Source organism: Sphingobacterium sp. MAE (genome assembly GCF_056711605.1).
In genome coordinates this window covers 4,728,645-4,753,739 of the sequence record NZ_CM160044.1, presented here as the reverse complement: position 1 = coordinate 4,753,739, position 25,095 = coordinate 4,728,645, and the positions used below count along the sequence as shown (strand labels likewise).

General features: G+C 38.7%; 16 protein-coding genes and 1 pseudogene. 13 read left to right on the top strand and 4 right to left on the bottom strand.

The window, feature by feature from the left end:
• Window positions 1-3 precede the first annotated feature (3 nt).
• The 5 genes from AC06G9_RS20260 to AC06G9_RS20240 all read left to right on the top strand — a co-directional run bounded on the left by AC06G9_RS20260 (window position 4) and on the right by AC06G9_RS20240 (window position 7,900).
• Window positions 4-564: a lipocalin family protein gene (locus tag AC06G9_RS20260; protein ID WP_281046746.1), complete on the top strand. Its 561-nt coding sequence runs from the start codon at window positions 4-6 to the stop codon at window positions 562-564.
• Window positions 551-1,852 carry a cryptochrome/photolyase family protein gene (locus AC06G9_RS20255; protein WP_045753567.1) on the top strand — a complete coding sequence of 434 codons (1,302 nt, stop codon included), beginning with the start codon at window positions 551-553 and terminating at the stop codon, window positions 1,850-1,852. Before AC06G9_RS20260 ends, AC06G9_RS20255 begins: the two co-directional genes overlap by 14 nt.
• Window positions 1,853-1,864: 12 nt before the next feature.
• Complete coding sequence (gene idi / locus AC06G9_RS20250; RefSeq protein ID WP_045753566.1) at window positions 1,865-2,386, top strand: isopentenyl-diphosphate Delta-isomerase; 522 nt, start codon at window positions 1,865-1,867, stop codon at window positions 2,384-2,386.
• Between the two features lie 548 nt (window positions 2,387-2,934).
• Window positions 2,935-6,153, top strand: a complete 3,219-nt coding sequence (locus AC06G9_RS20245) for a SusC/RagA family TonB-linked outer membrane protein (protein WP_480957037.1) — start codon at window positions 2,935-2,937, stop codon at window positions 6,151-6,153.
• Window positions 6,154-6,166: 13 nt separating this feature from the next.
• Complete coding sequence (locus tag AC06G9_RS20240; protein WP_480957036.1) at window positions 6,167-7,900, top strand: RagB/SusD family nutrient uptake outer membrane protein; 1,734 nt, start codon at window positions 6,167-6,169, stop codon at window positions 7,898-7,900.
• A gap of 71 nt (window positions 7,901-7,971) precedes the next feature.
• Here AC06G9_RS20240 and gmd read toward each other — a convergent pair whose 3' ends face one another.
• From gmd to AC06G9_RS20225, 3 genes are all read right to left on the bottom strand, one after another.
• Window positions 7,972-9,042, bottom strand: coding sequence for a GDP-mannose 4,6-dehydratase (gene gmd, locus AC06G9_RS20235; RefSeq protein ID WP_480957035.1), 1,071 nt, complete (start codon window positions 9,040-9,042; stop codon window positions 7,972-7,974).
• A 30-nt stretch (window positions 9,043-9,072) separates the two neighbouring features.
• Entirely contained in the window at window positions 9,073-10,020 is a 948-nt protein-coding gene (locus tag AC06G9_RS20230) for a GDP-L-fucose synthase family protein (RefSeq protein ID WP_248755446.1), read from the bottom strand.
• A 353-nt stretch (window positions 10,021-10,373) separates the two neighbouring features.
• Window positions 10,374-12,320 carry a polysaccharide biosynthesis protein gene (locus AC06G9_RS20225; RefSeq protein WP_248755447.1) on the bottom strand — a complete coding sequence of 649 codons (1,947 nt, stop codon included), beginning with the start codon at window positions 12,318-12,320 and terminating at the stop codon, window positions 10,374-10,376.
• Between the two features lie 620 nt (window positions 12,321-12,940).
• On the opposite strand from AC06G9_RS20225, the gene AC06G9_RS20220 reads away from it, so the two are divergent.
• Entirely contained in the window at window positions 12,941-14,203 is a 1,263-nt protein-coding gene (locus tag AC06G9_RS20220) for a chloride channel protein (protein WP_480957034.1), read from the top strand.
• Window positions 14,204-14,296: 93 nt separating this feature from the next.
• Here AC06G9_RS20220 and AC06G9_RS20215 read toward each other — a convergent pair whose 3' ends face one another.
• Window positions 14,297-14,488, bottom strand: coding sequence for a cold-shock protein (locus AC06G9_RS20215; protein ID WP_021190047.1), 192 nt, complete (start codon window positions 14,486-14,488; stop codon window positions 14,297-14,299).
• Window positions 14,489-14,744: 256 nt separating this feature from the next.
• Between AC06G9_RS20215 and AC06G9_RS20210 the strand changes: the two are divergent.
• The 7 genes and pseudogenes from AC06G9_RS20210 (at window position 14,745) to AC06G9_RS20180 (ending at window position 25,089) form a co-directional block, all read left to right on the top strand.
• Window positions 14,745-17,073 (top strand): annotated as a pseudogene (locus AC06G9_RS20210) (GH92 family glycosyl hydrolase).
• Between the two features lie 6 nt (window positions 17,074-17,079).
• Window positions 17,080-17,793 carry a basic secretory protein-like protein gene (locus AC06G9_RS20205; RefSeq protein WP_480957033.1) on the top strand — a complete coding sequence of 238 codons (714 nt, stop codon included), beginning with the start codon at window positions 17,080-17,082 and terminating at the stop codon, window positions 17,791-17,793.
• 11 nt (window positions 17,794-17,804) lie between these two features.
• Entirely contained in the window at window positions 17,805-20,099 is a 2,295-nt protein-coding gene (locus AC06G9_RS20200; protein ID WP_480957032.1) for a GH92 family glycosyl hydrolase, read from the top strand.
• An 80-nt stretch (window positions 20,100-20,179) separates the two neighbouring features.
• The gene (locus AC06G9_RS20195; protein WP_480957031.1) at window positions 20,180-21,628 is read left to right on the top strand and encodes a sensor histidine kinase; all 1,449 of its coding nucleotides are present in this window, start codon (window positions 20,180-20,182) and stop codon (window positions 21,626-21,628) included.
• Window positions 21,607-22,293 (top strand): response regulator transcription factor, encoded by a 687-nt coding sequence (locus tag AC06G9_RS20190; RefSeq protein WP_346568436.1) that lies wholly within the window; start codon window positions 21,607-21,609, stop codon window positions 22,291-22,293. The genes AC06G9_RS20195 and AC06G9_RS20190 overlap by 22 nt, the downstream gene beginning before the upstream one ends.
• A gap of 96 nt (window positions 22,294-22,389) precedes the next feature.
• Complete coding sequence (locus tag AC06G9_RS20185) at window positions 22,390-22,965, top strand: discoidin domain-containing protein (protein WP_346568434.1); 576 nt, start codon at window positions 22,390-22,392, stop codon at window positions 22,963-22,965.
• 12 nt (window positions 22,966-22,977) lie between these two features.
• Window positions 22,978-25,089: a SusC/RagA family TonB-linked outer membrane protein gene (locus AC06G9_RS20180; RefSeq protein ID WP_480957030.1), complete on the top strand. Its 2,112-nt coding sequence runs from the start codon at window positions 22,978-22,980 to the stop codon at window positions 25,087-25,089.
• Window positions 25,090-25,095: the final 6 nt, after the last annotated feature.

Below are 25,095 nucleotides of genomic sequence, written 5' to 3'. Positions count from 1 at the left end.
ATCATGAAAAATCACTACCGCTATATCTGGATAGCTAGCTTTTTGGTGATGCTCCTGTTTTCCGCATGTGCCATGATACCTAAAGGTGTACAGCCTATCCGTGATTTTGATGCAGATCGCTATTTAGGTAAATGGTATGAGATCGCCCGTGTTGACAATCGTTTTGAAAAAAATCTGCAGCGGGTCACTGCTCAATATCATTTGGATGATGATGGTAGTTTAATCGTATTGAATAGGGGCTATGATACCGTAAAAAACGAGTGGAAATCGGCCAAAGGTAAAGCAAAGTTCAGATCTCAGAAAACGACTGCAGCATTGAAAGTTTCCTTTTTTGGACCTTTCTATGGTGGATATAATGTTATTGCATTGGATCCTGCATATCGCTATGCCTTAGTCGCAGGTCAAAATTTTGACTACTTGTGGATCCTTTCTCGCGACACCACGATTCCGGAGGATATAAAAGCTTCCTTTATCAAAACAGCTCAAGCGATTGGTTATGATACCAGTCGATTCGTATGGGTAGCACATGACAAAGAAATAGGAGTTGGCGATGAAGAAAAATAAAGTAGTTATTTTTTGGTTTAGACGAGATCTGCGCTTAGCAGATAATAGGGGTCTGCAACAGGCCATCGCTTCTGGATACGCGGTACTGCCTATCTTTATTTTTGACAGCGATATATTGACCCGGCTAGCAACGCGTTATGATAGACGTGTAGATTATATTCATCAGGCATTGCATGCGATGAATGTGACTTTGCAAAAGCATGGCTCTACGCTGCACACCTATTCAGGAGTCCCGTTGGATGTGATAAAAATGATCTGCCAGGAGTATGATGTACAGGGGTTGTATTGCAATGGCGATTATGAACCGCAGGCGATCAAAAGAGATGATGCTGTGCAACGTGATCTAAAAGAGATCGGTATTCCATGCTATGCAAGCAAAGATCAGGTCATATTTGAAAAGTCGGAAGTTGTTAAAGCGGATGGAAGTCCCTATACTGTATATACGCCTTATGCTAAAAAGTGGAAGAGTATGCTGCAGCCTGCACACTACGGGCAGGAGACCATTGCCCTGGAAAATTTTTATAAAGCAGCATTTCAAGATATTATAAGTCTAGAAACATTAGGCTTTCAAAAGACCGACCTCGTATTTGAACAGCCGCAACTGGCGATAGATATCATAAAAGATTATGGAGAAAAGCGTGATTTTCCTGCGCTGGACCATACCACCCGACTGGGTATCGCTTTGCGATTTGGAACGATATCAATCCGAAAATGTGTGGATTTTGCGTTGAAAAATAATGAAACTTGGCTTTCTGAATTGATTTGGCGTGAGTTTTTTATGCAGATCCTGTACCATTTTCCACAGGTCGTGACAGCTAGTTTTAAACCAAAATACGATGCCATCGAATGGCGAAATAATGAGGTGGAATTTGAACGATGGTGTTCCGGAAAAACGGGATATCCCATTGTAGATGCTGGCATGAGGCAGCTCAATGAGACGGGCTTTATGCACAATCGGGTACGGATGGTGGTTGCTAGTTTCTTGTGCAAACATCTTCTCATCGATTGGCGTTGGGGTGAAGCTTATTTTGCACAAAAATTATTAGACTACGATCTTGCTGCAAATAATGGTAATTGGCAGTGGGTAGCGGGTTCAGGATGTGATGCCGCACCCTATTTTCGGATTTTCAACCCTACGGCACAAACATTAAAGTTTGATGAAGATCTCCTATATGTTAAAACTTGGAATCCAGATTATGGACAGCTCTTGGAAGCTCCTATTGTAGGACATGAATTTGCTCGAGCAAGGGCACTTCAAGCATATCAGGCGGCACTGCAAGATAAATAGCAAAAAGATATTATGGACAGAAATAAAGTTGTATTGGTTGATGAGCAAGATCATGCTCTGGGAGAAATGGATAAGATGGAAGCACACGAAAAAGGAATGTTGCACCGTGCGTTCTCTATATTTATCTTCAATAGTGAGCGACAGATGCTGATCCATCAACGTGCTCAGCACAAGTACCATGGAGGTGGATTGTGGACCAATGCCTGCTGCTCTCATCCACAATGGGGGGAAGAGATTAAAGCGAGTGCATCGCAAAGATTAGCCTATGAAATGGGATTAAAATGTGATATCGATCATCTCTTTTCTTTTATGTACCATACTCCAGTTGAAAATAACTTGATTGAGCATGAATATGATCATGTATTGATAGGATATACCGATGATCAGCCAAACTTCAATCCCGATGAAGTGCAAAATTATCAATGGATCGATAAAGCAGAACTGATGAAACAACTAACGGAGCAACCGGAGAAATTTACATATTGGTTTAGGATGGCTGTACCACAGATTATTGATGAGGTACAAACCTATTAAAAACTGCTCACGGCTATCAGTGCACAGTTCAATCTGGTACAGTTCTACTAATTCATGTTGAGTTTGATACTTCTACTGTTTCAATAAACAGCAACAAATCCTGCTATGCGACGTTTTCCGCTTGATATAGTTGTTGCGCTTGCCGATCTCAAACATCGCTATTTGTACAGATACTAATCTTGGTAGCTCTTGCATAAATCGGCATGCTATATCGGCTCCAGATAGCCGTTTTGTCCCATTAACAATCCATTTTTATTCCTGTGTAAATCGTTGCCATGCCCTGATGATGACTGCTTATACTATGCAATGGGTACCAGCCTTTTTTTGAGTATTTACCTTGTTTTCTTTCTATTATGATGATTTATTTGAGTTTTCATTGATTGTTATCAATCGCTCTATTCAGGATTTGAGCCATGATTTGATACATCGTTTTCGTATGATGTGCAATCGTTTGCTTGAATAATGAAATAGGAGCCGTGATTTATTTTTGTTTACAATTGCTGGACTATAACCAAGAGTTACACGAATAAAAACCTAATAATCACGATATGGTTAAACACAATTACTCAAAGCACAGGAGCTGGTCCAGATTATACTGTCAGCTTGCATTTTTAGCACCACTTTCGTTGAGTACACTGCCCAATTTGGCAGGCGCTCATCCCCTGTTTGCGATGGAAAAAGTAGATTCAAAAGGGGTATGGCAACAACAAATTTCAGGAAAAGTAGTTGATGCAACTGGTAGGGGCCTGGGAGGCATAACGGTCAGAGAAAAAGGTGGCAAGGGTTCTACTTCCACGGATATGAATGGTCAATATACCCTCGCTATCACAACTTCTAATCCGATTTTGATCTTCAGTTCTGTCGGTTATATCCATCAAGAAGTGGTTGCATCTGCGGCATCTGTTGTCCGTTTGGTAGCGCAGGAAGATATGCTTGATGAGGTGGTCGTGGTCGGTTACGGTAGTCAAAAGAAAACCAACCTGACCAGCGCAGTTTCACAGATCGATGCCAAAGTGTTACAGAATCGACCTTCGCCCACCGTTGTTAATATGCTACAGGGAGCAGCTCCGGGCTTAGTGATCAGTAGAAATTCGGGTAGACCGGGGGCGCAAGGATTAAATATGGAAGTCCGGGGTGCCACTTCTGCCAATGGTGGTGTTGCTCCTCTGGTTGTGATTGACGGTGTGATCAGTTCGGAAGGTACGTTTATGGCTTTAAATCCCAATGATATTGAAAATATCAGTGTGCTGAAAGATGGTGGTGCAACAGCTATCTATGGGGCGCAGTCAGCGGGTGGGGTGATATTGGTCACGACAAAAAAAGGACAAAAAGGACAATCACGGATTTCATTGATGAGCAATATGGCTTGGCAAATGCCGGCCAATATCCCTAAAAGATTGTCCTTGATTGATGAAATGAATTATGTCAATATCGCACGGGCAAATGCTGGTTTGGCTCCTGAGTATAATGAGGAGGATCTCAACTATGCGGTGAATGGACCTACATTTGTGCTGGGATCGAATGGACAATGGCGGACTTACAATCAGGAAAATCTCATTGACCAAGTCGTCAAGAAGTCTTACACGATGAACAACACCAACCTGCAGTTTTCGGGCGGTAGTGAAAATGTAACCTACATGGCTTCATTGGGCAATATGAGTCAAGCGGGTATGTTTAAGGTCGGTGAAGACCATTTTACGCGATGGAATGCGCGGGCCAATATATCGGCTAAAGTCAATGAATATATCAAATTAGATATCGGGAGTGCTTATATTAATCAAGCTACTGATAATCCACAGGATGGGGGCTATGGACTAGATGGGGGCGGAAATGGTATTTTACGTCAATTTTTCTCTTCCAGAATGCGTTTTCCGCTTTTCAATGAAGATGGCACCTATTACCGAAGTGGTACTTCATCAGCATTTGGGTATGCGTTATTGAAAGATGGTGGATTTAACCGGGACCGTAGCAGTACCTACTTCAACAATGCGACCGCGACCATACACAAGTTGGTGAAAGGTCTGGAGGTTAAATTGATGTATAGCCGTGAAGATATTACGAAACAAAATCGCAATTTCAGACGAACAGTGACCTTCTATTCGGGTCCTACAGCCAATACCGCAAGTCAATTGAATAATCCGAATAATTATGCAATCACGGATCATAAAACGTTGAGCCAGAATTATCAAGCTGTGGCAGATTATAACGTTAAAATTGCGGATGATCATCATTTCCATATCATGGGCGGGTATCAGCTCTATGCTTACGACTATCAAACCTTAAGTGCGTCGACAAAGAATTTGTATGTCAACGATAATCCGAGTTTGAACTTTACCTCAGATCGACTCAATAAGTCCAATTCGCAGTCGGTGTCTACAGAGAAAATGCAATCTTACTTTGGTCGTTTCAATTACAATTATAAAGAAAAATACTTATTTGAAGTCACTGTACGTAGTGATGAAAGTTCACGATTGACTCCAGGTGAGCGCGTTAAGGTCTTTCCTTCCTTTTCAGCGGGTTGGAATATGTCGAAGGAAGCCTGGTTTGATGGTTTATCATCTATCGTCAATGAGTTGAAACCACGCGTATCTTGGGGTAAAGTGGGCTCCAAAGTCGGGATAGGGTACTATGATTTTATTGCTCAGCTCTTGACTGGATCAAATGTACTGTTGGGCGATAGTAGACAGACTTATCTCAATCAGGGTATGATTCCGGCAACAAATCTATCTTGGGAAACGATAGAGACTCAAAATTTTGGTTTAGATTTTAGTTTCTTGAATAGAAAGTTAAAAGGTTCATTTGATTATTATAATAAGTACAACAATAATATGTTGGTTCGGGTGAGCTTACCTGCAACTATTGGTATTGATGTTCCTAAATCAAATGTTGGAAAAATGAAAACCTGGGGATGGGAACTCAGCTTGGGTTATCAAGATAAGATCGGTGATGATTTTACTTTTGGAGCATCATTTAACCTGGCGGATAATCAAAATAAATTGGTCAAGTATGGTGGTGCTGATCATATCGTTTATTCAGGCGTCAATAATCTAGTAGAAGGCTATGTGCTGAATTCGATCTGGGCCTATAAGACCAATGGCTATTTTCAGACGGAAGAGGATCTAAAAAATGCACCGAGCTATGCGAAATTGATCAATAAAGCGGGCGTACCTGGATTGGGCGATATCCGTTATGTGGATCTGGATGGCAATGGAGAGATCTCTCCGGGTAAAAATGTCCTTGGTGATACCGGTGATTTAGTGTACTTAGGCGACATCAACCCTAGATATCAATACGGTTTCAATTTTAATTTTGGATATAAAAATATCGATTTCAGCATGTTTATTCAGGGGATCGGTAAACGTAAATTCAAACCTAGCAATGAATTGATCCAACCTCAGTTATATTCGTATTATTTACCGATGAACTTTCATATGGATTACTGGACTCCAGAAAACCGCGATGCTGCTTATCCAAGACCTTACTTAGAAGGAACACAAAATTTTCAGAATTCGGATAAATGGTTTATGAGCGGGGCTTACGCACGTTTGAAAAATATTCAGTTGGGTTATTCTTTGACCAAGGAAACCATGAAAAAGTTACCATTCTCACGGGTACGCATGTATGTTTCTGGAGAAGATTTATTGACAATTTCCAAATTGGGTATTTATAAAGGTGTGATCGATCCTGAGATGAAGCCTGAAGATGGTAAAGTATCGCCATATCCATTTGCAACATCCATTTCCTTTGGTTTAAATATTGATTTTTAATTAGACAGTGATCATGAAAAAAAGAATTTTATATCTATTAGTAGCTTCTGTATCGTTAGGTTCACTTACTTCTTGCGATATCAATGAAGTGCCTGAAACTGCTATGAGTGATGCCAATTTTTGGAACACTGTGGCAGATGTGCGATTGGCCGCTAATTATTTTTACTCGACAGTACCGGGCTTAACCACTGCGGATGTAACGGTCGATAATTGGTCGACAGATGCATATCCCAATACCTCATCCAATACGATTAGTGATGGTTCTCGTGTTGCTCCTGCAACCAGTAACGATTATAGTTATTATGGGATTTTTCAGGCAAATAAGTTGATTGAAAAGTCCGAAGAGGTGATAAAAAAGGGAGGTGATCAGACACAGATTAACTGGTATGTCGGTGAAGCACGGTTTTTTAGAGCCTGGTATTACTTTGAGATGTTCAAACGTTTTGGAGGCGTACCTTTGATCACCAAAACAATGGCTGTTGATGATCCCGATGTTTTTAAAGAGCGCGCCTCTAGGGAAGAACTGTTGCAGTTTATTTTAGACGATGTTGACTATGCCATATCCGTATTGCGATCGGCAGATGAATTGAATACGGCAAAAGAGTATGGTCGTATTTCTAAAACTGCGGCTTTGGCTTTTAAGTCAAGGATTGCATTATTTGAAGGAACGCGCGAGAAGTTTAATCAATATGGCGATTCAAAGAAACATCTGACTATAGCTAAAGAGGCTGCTGAAGCGGTGATCAATTCCGGAGCACATGCCCTGTTTAGTACGTCGACAACAGGAAGCCAGGGGGAGACCAACAACAATGCGTACTATAATTTATTCCAAGAAGCGGGAGAAGGTCGTGCGAATAAGGAAAATATTATGGTCAAACTTTATGGAGTCAATCGCGAGAATAGTATTATATCTACTCCGGTACAACGCTATTATGAGGGTAACTCTGTGGTGCCCACTCAAAATTTTGTAGACAATTACCTGATGGCTGATGGATTGCCTATTCAAAAATCACCTTTATATCAGAAACCGGACAAGTCCATGACTCATGCACAGTATTTCAATAAGAAAGATCCGCGGATGAGTTTTAGTATCTTTAAGAGAGGGGATGAATTTATCTCCAGTAGTAACTATACGATCCCAAATCCGAGTTATCAGACGAGTGGATATGGTATTCGAAAATATGCCAAAAAAGATTTTTGGACACTGCAGGCTTCTTACATCGACCGTCCCGTGATTCGTTATGCTGAGGTATTGCTAAATTATGCAGAAGCTATTTATGAATTGGATGAGCAGATAAGTGATGCTGTATTGGATCAAACGATCAATGCATTGAGAGGGCGATTGCCTCAAGTGAATGTGGGGACTGGTGATGCACCTCAATATGTCGCCATGTCAAAATTGAGTAATGCTTTTGTCAAAAGTAATGGGCTCAGTATGCGCGAGGAAATTCGTCGTGAACGGAAAGTAGAGCTGGCTTTTGAAGGACATGGATATTGGGATCTCATCCGTTGGAAAACAGCAGAAGTAGAATTGCCAAAAACATTATTGGGGAGTTATTTATTTACAGAATATCTGACAGCTACGGGTGACAAATGGTCGGACAAAACGGTTGTCAATGATCAGAACTATATTGTCCTACAACCCGCATCGTTACGTAAGTTTGATGTGGAGCGAGATTATCTATGGCCACTACCCACATCGGAAATTGCCAAAAATCCAAAATTGGTGCAAAATCCAAAGTGGTAGAAATTGACAAAATATCTCGAGTTGACCTCGGGATATTTTGTTTTTAATTGTAAAAATTAATGAATCTAGCGCTAACTATTTTTTTTCGCTAAGGCAATATCGGATCGCATCATTTCATTTATCAGTTGTGCAAGGTCGTATTTAGGTTTCCATCCCAATTGTGTATTTGACTTTGTTGGATCACCTACCAAAAGATCAACTTCAGTAGGTCTATAATATTTTGGATCTACTTTTACAACTATCTTTCCAATTTCCAATTGATATTCTGGATGATGACAGGCTTTAATTTTGGCAACTTCTGTTGCCTCATTTCCTTCAAAAGCTAATTCAATACCCACTTCGGCAAATGCCATTCTGACAAACTCTCGAACATAAGTAGTAACTCCTGTTGCTATAACAAAATCTTCGGCGACATCTTGTTGTAACATAAGCCACATTGCTTCAACATAATCTTTTGCGTGACCCCAATCACGTTGAGCATTAAGATTGCCTAGATATAAGCATTCTTGTTTACCCAGAGCAATAGCTGCAGTGGCCATCGTAATTTTTCGAGTAACAAAAGTTTCTCCTCGGCGTGGAGATTCATGGTTGAATAAAATACCATTACACGCATACATGTGGTAAGCTTCACGGTAATTTTTAGTGATCCAGAACCCATATATTTTAGCAACCCCATAAGGAGATCTTGGATAAAAAGGTGTGGTTTCTTTTTGAGGTACTTCCTGTACTAGACCGTACAGTTCAGATGTGGAAGCTTGATAAATACGTGTCTTTTTTTCTAGTCCTAGAATACGAACTGCTTCTAAGATACGTAATGTACCAATTCCATCGACATTAGCAACGTACTCGGGTGAATCAAAAGATACCTTTACGTGTGACATCGCCCCTAAATTATAAATTTCATCCGGCTGTACTTCTTGGATAATGCGAATGATATTGGTTGAATCAGTTAAATCGCCATAGTGCAACTTAAAGTTTACATGGCTTTCATGTTGATCCATATAAATATGGTCAATACGTTGGGTATTGAAAGAGGAGGCTCTGCGTTTGATGCCATGTACCATATACCCCTTTTCTAATAGTAATTCTGCTAAATAAGAGCCATCTTGTCCTGTGACACCAGTGATTAATGCAATTTTCATTTTATGCTTAATTTAAGTAGTATCTAATACTTATAATTTTACTTCTTTATAGTTGTTTTGATTTTTGAGAAACCACTGATATGTGATCTCAATACCTTCTTTCAGTTCGATCTGATGTTTCCAACCCAATGCATGCATTTTGCTGACATCCATTAGCTTACGAGGTGTCCCGTCTGGTTTACTACTATCCCAAATAATATTTCCTTGGTACCCAACTATTGATTGAATAAGATGTGCTAATTCTTTAATGCTCAAATCTATGCCTGTACCAACATTGTATAGGTAATCAGGTAATTGGTTCTCTAAAGCAAAGACTACAGCTTTTGCTAAATCATCTACGAATAAAAATTCACGCATAGGATTACCAGATCCCCATAAAGTTACATAAGTATTCCCTTGAATTTTTGCCTCATGAAATTTACGTATCATCGCTGGTAATACATGAGAACTAGTTAAATCGAAATTGTCATGAGTACCATATAAATTGGTAGGCATTAGGCTGACGTAATCTTTTCCAAACTGGTTACGGATAGCTTGACAAGCTTTTACACCAGTAATCTTAGCTAATGCGTACCATTCATTGGTTGGTTCTAAGCTGTCAGTCAATAGACTAGATTCTTTTAAAGGCTGATCTGCAAATTTGGGATATATACAAGAAGATCCTAAAAAAATAAATTTTTCTACTTTGTTTTCTAGTGATTCGTGAATGAGGTTATTCTGAATCTGCATATTGTCCATTAAAAATTGATATGGATAATTATTATTGGCCAGTATACCTCCGACCTTTGCAGCAGCATCAATAACAATTGCAGGTTTTTCTTGTTTAAAAAACTCCTTTACCTGTAATTGATCTCGTAAATCTAATTCGCTGGAACTGCGGAAAATAAAATTATGATAACCTAAGTCTTCTAATTTTCGTTTTATAGCTGAACCTACCATACCACGGTGTCCTGCTATATATATTTTTTTTTCTTTCATGCTTATTCTTATTGCTTAAAGCATATTTTTAATTCTTGATTTTTTTATCTATAATGTATAGATCAATCTAATGCGTAAGCTTTTTCTTCCTATCCTTGATGCTGGTAAATGCCTAAGTAATCCATTCAGATTACTTAGGCAAATTACGAAAGAATATTTGAAATAATTACAGAATTAATAGTATGATACCAAACTGTTTTGTCTACATCTGTCAATTTACATAGTTGCACAGCTATGGTAATATTCTTAAATTTTCTATCGAATATTGGGGGATTTTTAATGGTAAAAAATAGCCCATGTAATTTTGTTACGGGCTATTTTTATTTTTTTAGGGATTAAGCTGCAGAATATGATTAAACTTCAGCAATGATTTTTTCTTGAATTTCCTCATCAAGATCTTCAAATATCGAATTTTGAGATTTGAATTCGGGAACTATTTTTTTAAGTTGCTGTACCAATTTCATATCATTTATTTCTCCTTTACCAATCGTAGTGATGTCTTCACTGAGCTTGTGGATCAGATGGCATTTTTCAGCAATATCTTCGCGATTGACCTGTGCTATCATGATCTTTGGATGATGAGTTTTTTGCGTATTTTCATCATTGGCAAGTAATTCCTCAAATATCTTTTCCCCAGGTCTTAATCCAACAATCTTAATATCGATATCTTCAGGATAGCGGTATCCTTTTAATTTGATCATGCGCTTGGCAAGATCTATAATTTTGACTGATTTGCCCATGTCAAAAACAAATATTTCGCCTCCCTTTCCCATTACACCTGCTTCTTGAACCAATAAACAAGCTTCTGGAATCGTCATAAAGTAACGTGTGATATCTTCATGTGTAAGCGTCAATGGTCCACCATGTTCCATTTGTTTTTCAAACAATGGGATTACGGAGCCATTAGATCCGAGGACATTACCAAATCGGGTTACGATAAAATTAGTTTTTCCAAGAGAGCTGCAACTATTGACATAAATTTCTGCAGCACGTTTGGTAGCTCCCATGACATTAGTCGGGTTTACTGCTTTATCTGTAGAGACCATGACAAATTTATGGATACCATAGGCTACCGCAAGATCAGCCATGTTTTTGCTGCCGACCAAATTGGTCCAAATTGCTTCATATGGATTTTGCTCCATCAAAGGAACGTGTTTATATGCTGCTGCATGGAAGATCATCTGTGGACGGTAGCGTTTAAAGATCCGTTCCATAAATACCTTGTCGCGCACATCTCCTACAATACACTTGACACGGTCAGGATGTGACGCTTTTAGCGATTGTTGTAAATCGTACAGCGGTGATTCGGCTTGATCCAATAAAATTAAGTGACGGTAATTGCGTTGTGAAATCTGACGCGACAATTCCCCTCCAATTGAGCCGGCTGCACCAGTGATTAAAATAACCTTATTATCCAATTCTGCATCAATACCTGGATTTTCAATTTTAATGGCTTTTCTTCCTAATAAATCCTCAATCTTTAATGCTCGAATTTCACGCTTCGCGCCCGAATTCAACATAACACGAGAGTTTGGCATTATTTTCAGTTCGACATTCAATTGTTGAAAGTGGTCGGTAACTTGGACTAAACGCTCGGGATCATTGTTTTCGACAGCAATAATGACTTCGGAAATCTTATATTGTTCAATAAAAGCGTGATCTATTTTTTCTAAATATAGAATGCGAAGCCCTGCTATGCGGTTACCAACTCGTGAAACTTTATCTTCAACAAAAGCGACGATGTGATTTTTCACGCGGCGGTCGTCACGTAATAGAGAATAAGCGACTAAACCAGGTCTTGAAGCTCCAAAGATCAGTACATTGCGGTTTTTACGATTGGGTAGAAATAACATTTCATAAATGCTTCTATAGGTTACACGAGCAGCAACCAACATCACCATCGTAAAAAAACTGTGCATAAATAGAATGATATACGACAGACGTAAAAAATCACCAGCTATCGTACCTTTAGGTATATAATAGCGAATAGCTATGGTTGGGATGGCCAATAACATAAAGGCAAGCCATACCGTTTTGAAGATTTTTGTAGCATCTTGAATCCCTGTTTGTCGGATAATGCCTTTATAGGTGCGCATCATCGTAAATGCTAGACTATAAACCACTAGAATGAACACACTCTTTTTAAGCATCATGGCTGTAGAATATTGTTCATGGATGCTATTGAAGATAAAGTTGGAAATAGCATAACATCCAAATACGATCACTAAATCGATCAAAAGTATCACCCAGCGCGGGTTATCTTTCCGTAGTTTTTTCTTTATCAGCGTAATATTAATCATGTTCGTGTTTCAAATATTAGGTAATTACTGATATATGGCTCAAGGAAAAATAGCTTATAGACATCAGATCCCATCGTTACTTTCATTAGCGTGATATAAGTAAAAACCAATTCCCAAATTTTGCTTCCTGTTGAAAAAATCGTGCCAAAAGACATATAATGTCTGATCTTAATCAAGCGAGGGCCTTTAAATAATTTTATAAAAGCGCTCTTCCTATCAGATGATCAAAAAAGCTGTTTTTAGTCATTAAAACAGTTATTTTTTCATTTGTATTCAAATCGCGTAATGTTTACATTATTTATGGTTTTGTAGCTACAAAGCTACAAATTTTATTGTTACCAAGTTGATTTAGTTTCTAAAGTCGCAAATGTCGTTAATTATCTCGTGAAAGAGAAAAAATAATATCAATGATTGACGAATAGTCGATGATGGTTTTGTGTATTCGTTTTTAAGTAGTGAAATTTCTAGGCCCATTATTTTTAGTTGTAAAATTCCAAAAGAATATGAAATTATTGTCATCATGATCTTAATGGTTTAGTTTTGAGGCTATTTTTTCGGGCAGTTATCCAGATATCTGTTTTTTTTTATGGTAGCTTTGTGCGGTTAATATGAATTCAATCATGAAAGATAAGATACAATTTTATAGTTATTTTAAACTTGTGATAGGCAGTATTATTGTCGCTGTGCTGTCGGGGATATTGGCGTATTCTCTTAAACATCTGACCACCTATTTTCAAGATTACCTTTTTGAGCTCGTGCCGGTCCTCCATATATACTTATATCTGATCTTTCCTTCTATAGGAATCACGATTATCTATTTTTTGAGAAAGTCTTTTTTCCAGAACAGGAAGAACAAAGGAATTCGTGAAATTTATCGTTCATTGGATACGCGTCAGGATCATCTTCCTTTTTATAAAATCCCATCACACTATATCAACGGTTTTCTGACAGTTATCTTTGGTGGATCTACCGGGATAGAGGTTTCTACTGTGGTCGCTACAGCAACTGTTGGCAATCAGTTTAGTGAAAAAGGATGGATGCCTATGAAATATAAGAGAGAGTTAATCTGTGCTGGAGTAACAGCAGGGGTGGCGATTTTATTTGGGTCTGTCCTCGGTGGCTGGTTCTTTGCCATCGAAGTTATTGCAAGGGGATGGAAAAAAACAGTGCTCCTAAGCAGTAGTATAGCTGCAGTTATTGCTTATGTTGGGATCTATTATTTTGAAAAAGAAACGTTATTACCCTTCTCTGTTCAAGATTGGCATTGGTACGGTTTGCCATTTATGGCTTTAGTGGCTGTATTGGCAGCTCTATTGGCACTTTATTTTATGAAGCTGGTACTTATTTCTAAAAAACTATTTGCAAGGATTAGTAATAATTTTCTTCGTGTTAACATAGGTGCTATCGTGATCGGCACTCTAATTTTGTTTTTCCCAGCATTATATGGCGATAGCTATCATGGGCTTAAAGAAATGATCGGATTGCTTATACAACCTGCTGCATCAGCCGTTATACCATTTTCTTTGCTGCTATTGATTTTATTAAAACCATTTGTTGCTTCTTTGACCTTAGGTGCGGGTGGAGACGGAGGGGTATTTGCACCAAGCATCGTTGCTGGAGCATTTTTAGGAATGGCTACTGCAATCCTTTGTAATCTGATTTTTGGCTTAGATTTGATCGTGCTTAATTTTGCTTTGATCGGTGCTGCTTCGACATTGGCAGCAGCGATACACGGTCGGTTTACTGCCGTTTTTCTAATCTGTAGTATGGTTCCTAATGGCTATAGCTTAGTATTGCCTTTAGCAATGGCAGTTTGGTTGGCCTATGCAGTGGCAAAAAGATTAAATCCTTATAATGTATACACTTCTCCAGAAGTAGCCTAATCATAAAGGCGGCAAATGAATGCTCATGATTTGTAACATAAAAAAAGCAGCTTCCGATGAGGGAAGCTGCTTTGCAAGAAAATATAATAGTAATTAGTTTATTCTTACATTAACGGCATTTAAGCCTTTTTTTCCGTTTTCAATTTCGTAGCTAACGCTATCGCCTTCTCTAACTTGATCTTTTAAGCCTGAAATGTGTACAAATACATCGTCTCCACCATTTTCAGGGGTAATAAAACCAAATCCTTTAGTTTCATTGAAAAACTTTACAGTTCCTTTATTCATTTTATTTAAAAATTATATTGATACAAGGATAGGTTAAATATGTTAATAATTTTCTAGTGATCTTCAAAAAAGACTTTCAGATGACAATTCTAATTGTCTTATACTTCCTTTGTAATAAAGAAGATAGGAATTAATAATTGCTAAATTTTTATTTTCATTTATTGCTAAAAGGTTTTATCTTTATTTTTGTTAAATCAATTATTTCCCTACAATCATGTTGGAAATACCCAATTTATGTCAATTTAATTTACCACATATGATTTTTAAAACCCTAAAATGGGGGATAGCATGGAGTTTAAGCCTATCCTTATTTTGTACAAGTACTGTATCTGCCCAAAAATTAAATGGTAAACCTATCGATCCTGTTGATTTGGTTAATCCTTTAATGGGAACAGATTCAAAACCTTCGCTTTCAAATGGAAACACATACCCGGCAATTGGACTGCCATGGGGCATGAATATGTGGACACCACAAACAGGGAAAAATGGAGATGGTTGGCAGTACACCTATGCTGCTGATAAAATAAGAGGATTGAAACAAACGCATCAACCTTCTCCCTGGATGAACGATTATGGACAATTCTCTTTAATGCCTGTGACGGGTAAAGCGGCTTTTGATCAGGAGGAGCGAGCAAGCTGGTTTTCACATAAGGCGGAGAGCAACGCCTTATTATTATTCGGTATACTTAGCCGATCATGATGTTACGGCAGAACTTACACCAACAGAACGTGCGGCTTATTTTAAATTCACATTTAATAAAACGGATTCTGCATTCGTTGTACTTGATGCCTTTGATAAAGGATCTGAAGTACAGATTATTCCTGAAAAAAATATGGTGATCGGTTATTCTACACGTTATTCGCGTGGTAAATTGACCAATTTTAAAAATTATTTTGTTTTAATATTTGATCAACCTTTTGATAATTATTCAACTTGGGAAGGTAAGGAACGTTTCAAAGGCAAATTAAAATCTACGGCAGATCAAACGGGAGCTATACTGGGTTTTAAAGTGAAGGATAAGACTAAACCTGTTCAGGTGCGGGTTGCCTCTTCATTTATTAGTGCCGAACAAGCATTACTTAATCTAAATGAATTGGGGAACCGTAGTTTTGATCAGGTAAAAGCTGATGGAAGAGCCATCTGGAATGAAAAATTGGGACGTCTGGCTGTTGAAGGAGATAATATTGACCAAATGCGTACATTCTACTCGACTTTGTATCGTACTTTATTCTTTCCGAATAAGTTATATGAAATCAATGAATCGGGAGAGAAAGTCCATTACAGTCCATATAATGGAAAAGTACTTCCGGGTTACCTATTCGGTGGCACTGGATTTTGGGATACCTTCAGAGCGCTATATCCATTCTTAAATCTGATGTACCCATCTATCAATGTGGAGATGCAAGAAGGACTTAAAAATGCTTATCTAGAGGGCGGCTTTTTACCAGAATGGAGCAGTCCAGGTTTTGCAGATATCATGGTTGGTAATAACTCTGCTTCTGTAGTGGCTGATGCCTTTATAAAAGGATTAAGAGGATACGATATCAATACACTCTATGAAGCGTTGAAGCATGGTGCTAATCATGAAGGACCAATGACTGCAGTGGGCCGTAAAGGAGTTGAATACTATAACAAATTGGGTTATGTGCCTTATGACGTGGGAATCAATGAAAACGCAGCACGTACACTTGAATATGCTTATGATGATTTTACAATTTATCAATTAGCTAAAGCATTAAAAAAGCCGAAAGCAGATATTGAATTATACGCTAAAAGAGCACAAAATTACCGTCATCTATTTGATCCTTCGACCAACTTGATGCGCGGAAAGAATAAAGATGGAAAATTTCAGAGCCCATTCAATCCACTGAAGTGGGGTGATGCGTTTACCGAAGGCAATAGCTGGCATTACTCGTGGAGTGTTTTCCACGATATAGAAGGACTGATTGAATTGATGGGGGGCAATAAACAATTTAATACGATGTTAGATAGTGTATTTACACAGCCACCAGCTTTTGATGATAGTTATTACGGTGGTACGATCCATGAAATCCGTGAAATGCAGATCGCGAATATGGGACAGTATGCACATGGTAATCAACCTATCCAGCATATGATCTACTTGTATAATTACAGTGCGCAGCCTTGGAAAACACAATATTGGGTTCGTCAGGTTTTAGACCGTATGTATCAAGCTACTCCTGATGGTTATTGTGGAGATGAAGATAATGGTCAAACTTCGGCTTGGTACGTTTTCTCTTCGCTTGGATTTTATCCGGTTTGTCCTGCTACCGATGAGTATGTATTGGGAGCTCCTCTTTTTGCAAAAACAACGTTAAAATTGGAAAATGGAAAAACAGTAGAAATCATCGGGAATAAAGCTAGTGCTCAGAATTTTTATGTCAATGATCTAAAAGTAAATGGGAAATCATATACCAAAAATTGGTTGAGTCATCAAGAATTATTAAAAGGGGGTACATTATCATTTGATATGACTTCTAAGCCAAACTACAATCGCGGAGCTACATTAGACGCTGCTCCTTATTCGATGAGTACAGAATTTAAAGCAATCTTTAAAAAATAATAAAAGATGAATTTTATTAAGATAGTGAGTGGTGTCATGGGGTTGATTGCTTGTCAATCAGCCCTTGCTCAAGATAATTGGCAGCATACCGAGCATGATCGCCAGGTGGCAGTTGATACGGATAGCATTACAAAAGGAGGGTATACCTTAATCTGGATCAATAAAGACCAAGATTTTAGCCCTGCATTAAAGGAAAAACTGATCCATACATTTTTTGTTAATTATCCCAAATTGGCGAAGACCTATAATAAAAAGACGATGAAAAAAGTCTCTTTTGTCATTGATCCTGATTATGAAGGTGTCGCTGCAACAGCAGGTGGCATCGTACGTTATAGTCCATCATGGTTTGCCAAAAATCCGGGAGATATCGATGTCGTGACACATGAAGTGATGCATATTGTGCAGGGATATCCGAATGGATCAGGTCCTTGGTGGATTACAGAAGGTATAGCCGATTATGTCCGATTTGTGGATGGTATCGATAATGCTGGAGCAAACTGGAAATTGCCGGAATGGAATGCAAAACAAAACTATTCGGATTCCTACCGCGTGACCGCCCGTTTTTTCTACTGGATTGAAAAAAAGGTCAAAAAAGGATTTGTTAAAAATCTTGATGCTGCCATGCGTGATAAGACATACACAGAGGGATTTTGGAAAAAACAAACCGGAAAAACAATTGATGAGTTGTGGGATAGCTACAGCAAAAATCCCGCTTTATAAAACTTAAATCCATGATCAATAAACCACTTCTATACTTAGGTCTGTTCTTGTTTCCGAGCCTATTGCAAGCGCAGTCATCTCATTTAATACAATATGTAAAACCGTTAATTGGTACTGCCCGAATGGGACATACATTTCCAGGTGCAACCGTACCTTTTGGCTCTGTACAGTTGAGTCCCGATACCGATACTATTCCTTATTCAGTAAACGGTCAATATAACGGTGATGTTTATAAGTATTGTGCGGGATATCAATATGATGATCCTACAATTGTAGGATTTAGCCATACTCATTTTAGTGGTACTGGACATTCGGATTTGGCAGATATCTTAGTGATGCCTACCCAGGGGAAAGTTCAGCTCAATCCAGGCACGGCAGACCGACCACAAGATGGTTATCGCTCACCCTATTCGCATAGCAATGAAGTTGCTGAGGCAAACTATTACAAAGTGCTATTGGATAAACATCAGATCAAAGCAGAGATGACGACCACGACCCGTGTCGGAATACATCGATATACATTCCCAAAATCGGATGCCTCCCATTTAATCTTGGATCTGACAGCCGGTATCTATAACTACGAAGGGAAAAATGTATGGACTGTAGTGCGGGTTTTGAATGACTCAACATTGGTGGGATATCGCCAGACGAATGGTTGGGCTCGTACGAGAACCGTTTATTTTGCGATTAAAACCTCCAAAGCATTTAAAAATTATGGTACTAAATATGAAGATGGCAAACAGGTATATGCTGGTTTTTGGCGTAAATTTGATCAAAAGAATAATTTTCCAGATCTAGCGGCTCATCAAATTAAGATGCACTTAGATTTTGATACGAAGGAGGGAGAAGAAGTCTTGATGAAAGTGGCGTTGAGTCCAGTGAGTATGAAAAATGCGCTCGCCAATATGGAACAAGAGGCGCCACACTGGAATTTTGAAAATTATGTTCAGGCCGGACAGCAGTCTTGGGAACAGGAGTTGAACAAAGTTCAAGTGGATATGCTCAATAAGGAAGATTTGGTGAATTTCTATACAGCGATGTATCATGCCAGTCTGATGCCGACGGTATATATGGATGTCAATGGGGAATATAAAGGTTTGGATCAAGAGGTGCACCAAGCAAAGGGATTTATCAATTATACTTCCTTTTCGCTGTGGGATACTTTTCGTGCATTTCATCCCTTGATGAATTTGATCAACCCAACACGAAATGCCGATATGGTCGCTTCGATGATGGCGCACTATGATCAAAGTGTGTTGCATATGTTGCCGATCTGGTCGCATTATGCCAATGATAATTGGTGCATGAGTGGTTATCACTCGGTATCGGTCGTGGTAGATGCAATTTTGAAAGGTGTCTATAAAGGCGATGCAGAGGCAGCTCTAGCAGCTTGTATACAGACAGCAAACGCTCGAAAATATGAAGGAATCGGACCCTATATCGATATGGGCTATGTCCCTGATGAGTTATCAGGAACTTCAGTTTCCAATACCCTGGAGTATGCTTATGATGATTGGTGTATTGCACAGCTTGCCAAAAAGTTAGGAAAAGATGATGTTTATGAGACCTTTATTAAACGAGCTGCTAACTGGAAAAATGTCTATGATCCGACAATCGGGTTTATGAGACCTAAAGATTCTAAAGGAGTATTTAGAGCAAAATTTGATGCGCTGGAAACTCATGGGCAAGGTTTTATAGAAGGAAATACCTGGAACTATAGTTTATACGTACCGCATCAGCCTGCAGCAATGATGGAGATGATGGGGGGAAAGAAAAAACTGGAAAATTATCTGGATTCTTTATTTACCATGGAATTGCCGGATAAATATTTTGAACATACTGAAGATATAACGCGTGATGGGATCATCGGTAATTATGTTCATGGTAATGAACCGTCACACCATGTGGCTTATTTGTATAATTTAACGGACAGTCCTGGGAAAACACAGGCACGTGTACGCCAGATCATCCGCAATCAATATCATAATGGTCATGCAGGACTGGGTGGCAATGATGACTGTGGACAGATGTCGGCTTGGTACCTATTTACAGCTTTGGGATTTTATCCTGTAGCACCGGGTGAAGATGCTTATTGGATAGGCAGTCCATTGGTCAAATCGGCGAAGATTAACTTAGAGCATGGTAAGACGATCACAATACAAGTGAAAAATCAATCGGAAAAGAATGTGTATGTGAAAAAAGTAAGTCTAAATGGGCAAACTTTATCGGGATTGAAACTATCTTATGAGGCGATCAAAAATGGTGGCGAACTGCAATTTGAGATGGCAAGTAAACCAAGTAAGTAGTAGATTACTTTATACATCAAGCACAGTCGATCAATATCATAGGCAGGACATAGACTAAATATCAGGTTTGAAAAATGTCAATGGTCAAATATACACCTAAGAAGATAAGTAAAATTAAGATCATACAAGCGGTAGCAATTACCAGTTTTGTGGTCTTAATTTTTCTGCAGCTCCGATTGATATCGAGTGTTTATAAAATCGAACAACTTGATTTTTTAAAAAATGAAAAAGCGGGAATTAAGTTAGAATATGAACAATCGATCATCAATGATAAGGTCTATCGTGGTGGGCAGAAGATCATCGATTCCATCTTGATTCCGCAATACACCACATTGGAAAAGCTAGTGCGAGAAGATCAAAAGCTTTTTAAACAAAAATTGTATCAATTAGGAGATCAAGTCTTACTAGCACTCAAAAAAAAGGCAAACTTTACTGTTGAATTTGAAAATATAGTTCGGAAACAAAAACTTGATCGCGCAGAATATAATTATGCGCTATATATGGACCGGCTTAGTCTCACATTTGATGGGAGCACCTATTATTCCTTATTTGATATCAGTACAGGAGATCCTAAGGGGTTAATAGATGGTCATCTGGAGGTTGTAAGACCCCAAAATATTGTCTCCGCAATTACCGTTACACTACCTTCTGCGTATTCTAATTTAGTAGGTTTTAAACTTTATGTGAGTAAGCATAATCAGGTCAAAAATATCCTATTGGCCATTGCACCATTTTTACTGTTATCCTGTAGCAGTATTATTGTCATTGTTTTTTTATTTTTCATCACCATGCGCAATTGGATCAGGCAAAAGAAATTGAACGAAATTTCTGCTGACTTTTTCAACCATGTGACGCATGAATTTAAAACCCCGCTCACCACAATACAGGTATCCGCCAAAAATCTGAAAGCAGATCTAGAAGACAAAAAATGGACAGGAGGCTTTAGAAGTGTTGAGGTCATCAACCGACAAGTGCAGCGCCTGGACAAATTGGTCAATCAGGCCTTGGAGGTTTCGTCTTTCGACCCGCAGGCAGCACAATTTGATGAACATTTTTTGATCACAGATTTATATGATATTATCCTCGATAGTCAGATCAAGTGGAAAAAAGAAGCCACAATTACCTTGTTTTTTGATGATCACATAGCCGAATTGTGTGCTTATTATGACCACTTTATGTTCACGACATTAATCACAAATTTGATCGAAAATGGATTAAAGTATAATGTAAGTAATGAAAAAAATGTGCGTGTGCAAGTTGTACAGCTATCTACGAAGCTGTTGGAAATTGAAATTCGTGACAATGGTTATGGAATCGAAAAACGTGACCAAAAGCGTATATTTAATAAGTTTCAAAGGGGTGATCAGCTGCGGTCTATGACAGGACTGGGCTTAGGATTATATTTTGTTCATAAAATTGTTGAGGTCCATAAATGGAAACTCGATCTGGATAGTACAATAGATGTAGGAACTATTTTTAGAATTACAATTCCAATTATTAAAATAGTATGGAAGGGAAAATATTGCTGATAGAGGACGACGCAGATCTAGGTTGCGAAGTGCAATGGTATCTGGAACGAAGCGGTTTTGAAGTGCACTTGGTCGATGACGGTGATCAAGCATTAGCGCTAAGTAAAAGACAAAATTTTGATTTACTACTTGTTGATGTGCAGTTGCCATCTTTTGACGGCTTTGAATTAATTAAGCGTATCAAAATATTGAAGCCAGAATTTCGGTTTTTATTTTTGACTGCAAGAAATGCGAAAGAGAGCTGCATCACGGGGTTGAAACTGGGGGCAGAAGATTATATAACTAAGCCATTTGATACCGAGGAGCTTTTGTGGCGTATGAATAATATTTTAGCACGTGGAAAAGAAAAGAAAATGGAGGAATTACAAATTGCTGATGTTACTTTATTCTGTAGTGCGATGGAAGTACGGGTGAATGGTGGAAAAACGCTTCGTTTGACAGCCCGTGAATTTGAGCTTTGGAAATATTTATTGCAAAATCTGGATCGTGTATTGACCAGGGAAGAAATCTTAAATAAAATATGGGGCGAAAGTGATTATTTTATGGGCAGAAGTTTGGATGTCTTTATTTCTAGGATACGTAAAGTCTTACAAAATTCAACTCAATTGAAAATTGAAACGGTATACAAGGTTGGCTTTATCACCCGACTGCTCAAGCATGGATAAAAAAAATCTTTGTTAACAATTGATTAACAAGTTTTTGAAATAGGCTTTTCTATATTAGACTACTAATCCGTTTTAGTAAATCTAATTAAGCCTATTATGAACAAACTAACCAAATCTAGGCGATTGTTGCTTCTTGTTAGCATACTGTTGTCTTTTAGTGCTTGCCAGAAAACTGAGGTCAAGAACTATGAATTATTACCTGCTGAAAACGAACCAGAAATGGATATTACCATTTATGGTAAATTGACCGTGAACCATGAAAATAGTGGTGGTATTACTGCAGGTGAGGGTTCTCCAAAAGTTGTCGATAATGACTATTCAACCAAATTTTTAATTAATCCCTATGTCAATGATCTATTTCTACAATTAACTTTCCCTGGTGGGATTGCTGTCACCTCTTATGTATTAGCTTCTGCAAATGATGCTTCAGGACGAGATCCGAAAGATTGGGATCTCGTTGCTTCCAATGACGGTGAAAATTGGACCACACTGGAGAGCAAAACAGGATATGCTTTTCCTGATCGTAATTTTAAAGTTCGTTTTGACATCTCCAATACAGCAAAATATAAGTTTTATAAACTGAATATTAAGGCAATTGCAGGTGGAACAGGCTTATTTCAACTGGCCGAGTGGCGGCTGATCTCCGATCCTCAAAAAAGTACTAATCAATAATTAACCTACCAGATGATGAAAAAAATAATCGGAACAATAATCGTTCTTGTCGCTTTTTGCAGTAGTTTTTGGGGCAATGAAGCTGTTGCGCAACAGGCAGGACAAGTACTCGTAAAAGGAGTCGTGCGTGATGAGATGAATGTCAATCTTTCAGGAGTAACAGTTACCAATTTAATGACTAAAACTTCTGCTGCAACAAAAGAAAATGGGCAATTCGAGATCCTTGCTAGCCGAGGAGACTCCTTGACCGTTACTAATGTGGGATATGAATCTTATCGTGTTGCAATCAATAATGCCATCAATTTAAATATTATTTTGAAAGCTATCAATAACGGTATTAATGAAGTCGTTGTTGTAGGCTATGGGCAACAAAAGAAAATTTCTGTTGTGGGTGCCCAATCCAGTGTGAATGTTGAAGATCTGAAATTGCCGGTAGCCAATCTGAGTACCATGCTGGCAGGACGTATCTCCGGACTTGTTGGAGTACAGCGTTCTGGACTCCCGGGTGCAGACGGTGCCGATCTCTGGATCCGTGGTATTTCAAGTATGTCGGGAAATACAGGACCCTTGGTCGTCGTCGATGGAGTGCAGGGGCGTGATATCAATGGCCTAGATCCAGAGGATATCTCCTCGTTGACGATCCTGAAAGATGCATCAGCGACAGCGGTTTATGGTGTGGCGGGTGCCAATGGTGTGATCTTAATCAGTACCAAAAAAGGTATAACAGGCAAACCTGCTTTAATGTTTAATTACAATCAAGGCTTTACATCATTTACAAAAAGACCCGAACTGACGGATGGAGTGACGTATATGCTCTTGCGCAATGAAGCTCGAATAGCGACAGGTATGCAAAAAGAATATTCCAATAATTATATCAACAATACTATTCTTGGCAATGATCCTTACCTATATCCCAATGTCAATTGGATGGATCAGCTCTTTAAAAATTCGGCAAGCAACCGTCGCGCAAATTTTAGTGCTCGAGGAGGATCTGAATTTGCAAGTTATTATGTGTCTGGAGCGTATTATGATGAGTCAAGTTTGCTCAGGACAGATGATCTGCAAAAATATGATGCTACCACACGATATAAGCGGTATAATTTCACTTCGAATATCTCCATGAACTGGACATCAACAACCAAATTCGAATTGGGGACGCAAGGTAATATCGGTAACATCAATTATCCAGGAGTGAGGCCGGAAGAAGCTTTTGGCAATGTGATGCAAACAAATCCAGTGTTGTATCCTGCTATGTATCCGGGAAATTTTGTTCCTGGAGTGAGTTCAGCTGGAGCACAACCTAATCCGTATGGACAAATAACACAAACGGGTTACCAAAATATATTCAGTAATCAAATCATGACAAATGCTCGATTGACACAAGATCTTTCATTTTGGTTAAAAGGATTGAATTTTTCAGCATTATATTCCTTTGATATCTGGAATGAGCATACCATCAATCGAACCCGAAATCGGAGTACTTATTTGATCAATCGCTTATTCCCATACGATGATCAGGGAAATCCAATCTTGAATATTATTTCCCAAGGGGCAGATGATCTCGCATTTTCAAAATCGAATAATTCCAATAGACAATTTTATACCGAAGCGGCATTGAATTATAATACCGTGATTGCAGAGAAACATCAGCTATCGGCGATGTTATTATATAACCAACGGGAGATCGTGGAAGCCTTTGCAGATAATGTGACATCGTCGCTACCTTTTCGTAATATGGGTACGGCAGGTCGTGTGACCTACTCCTATGACGATAAGTATTTTATTGAAGGTAATTTTGGTTACAATGGCTCGGAAAATTTTGCTCCAGGGATGAAGTTTGGATTTTTCCCTTCATTTGGTGTCGGTTGGGTAGTTTCCAATGAGAAATTTTTTGAACCGGTAAAAAATGGGATTAACTTTTTGAAATTGCGCTATTCTGACGGTAAAGTTGGAGATGGTAGTAATGGCGGAACCCGTCGCTTCGGTTACCTGACTTTAGTGAATACCGGTGCCGGCGGATATACTTTTGGTAACGGTACCAATAATACGGGCTATGGTGGAACTGCGATTTCAGATTATGGTACTAATGTGCAATGGGCTGAGTCTCTCATAAACAAAATCTAGGTCTTG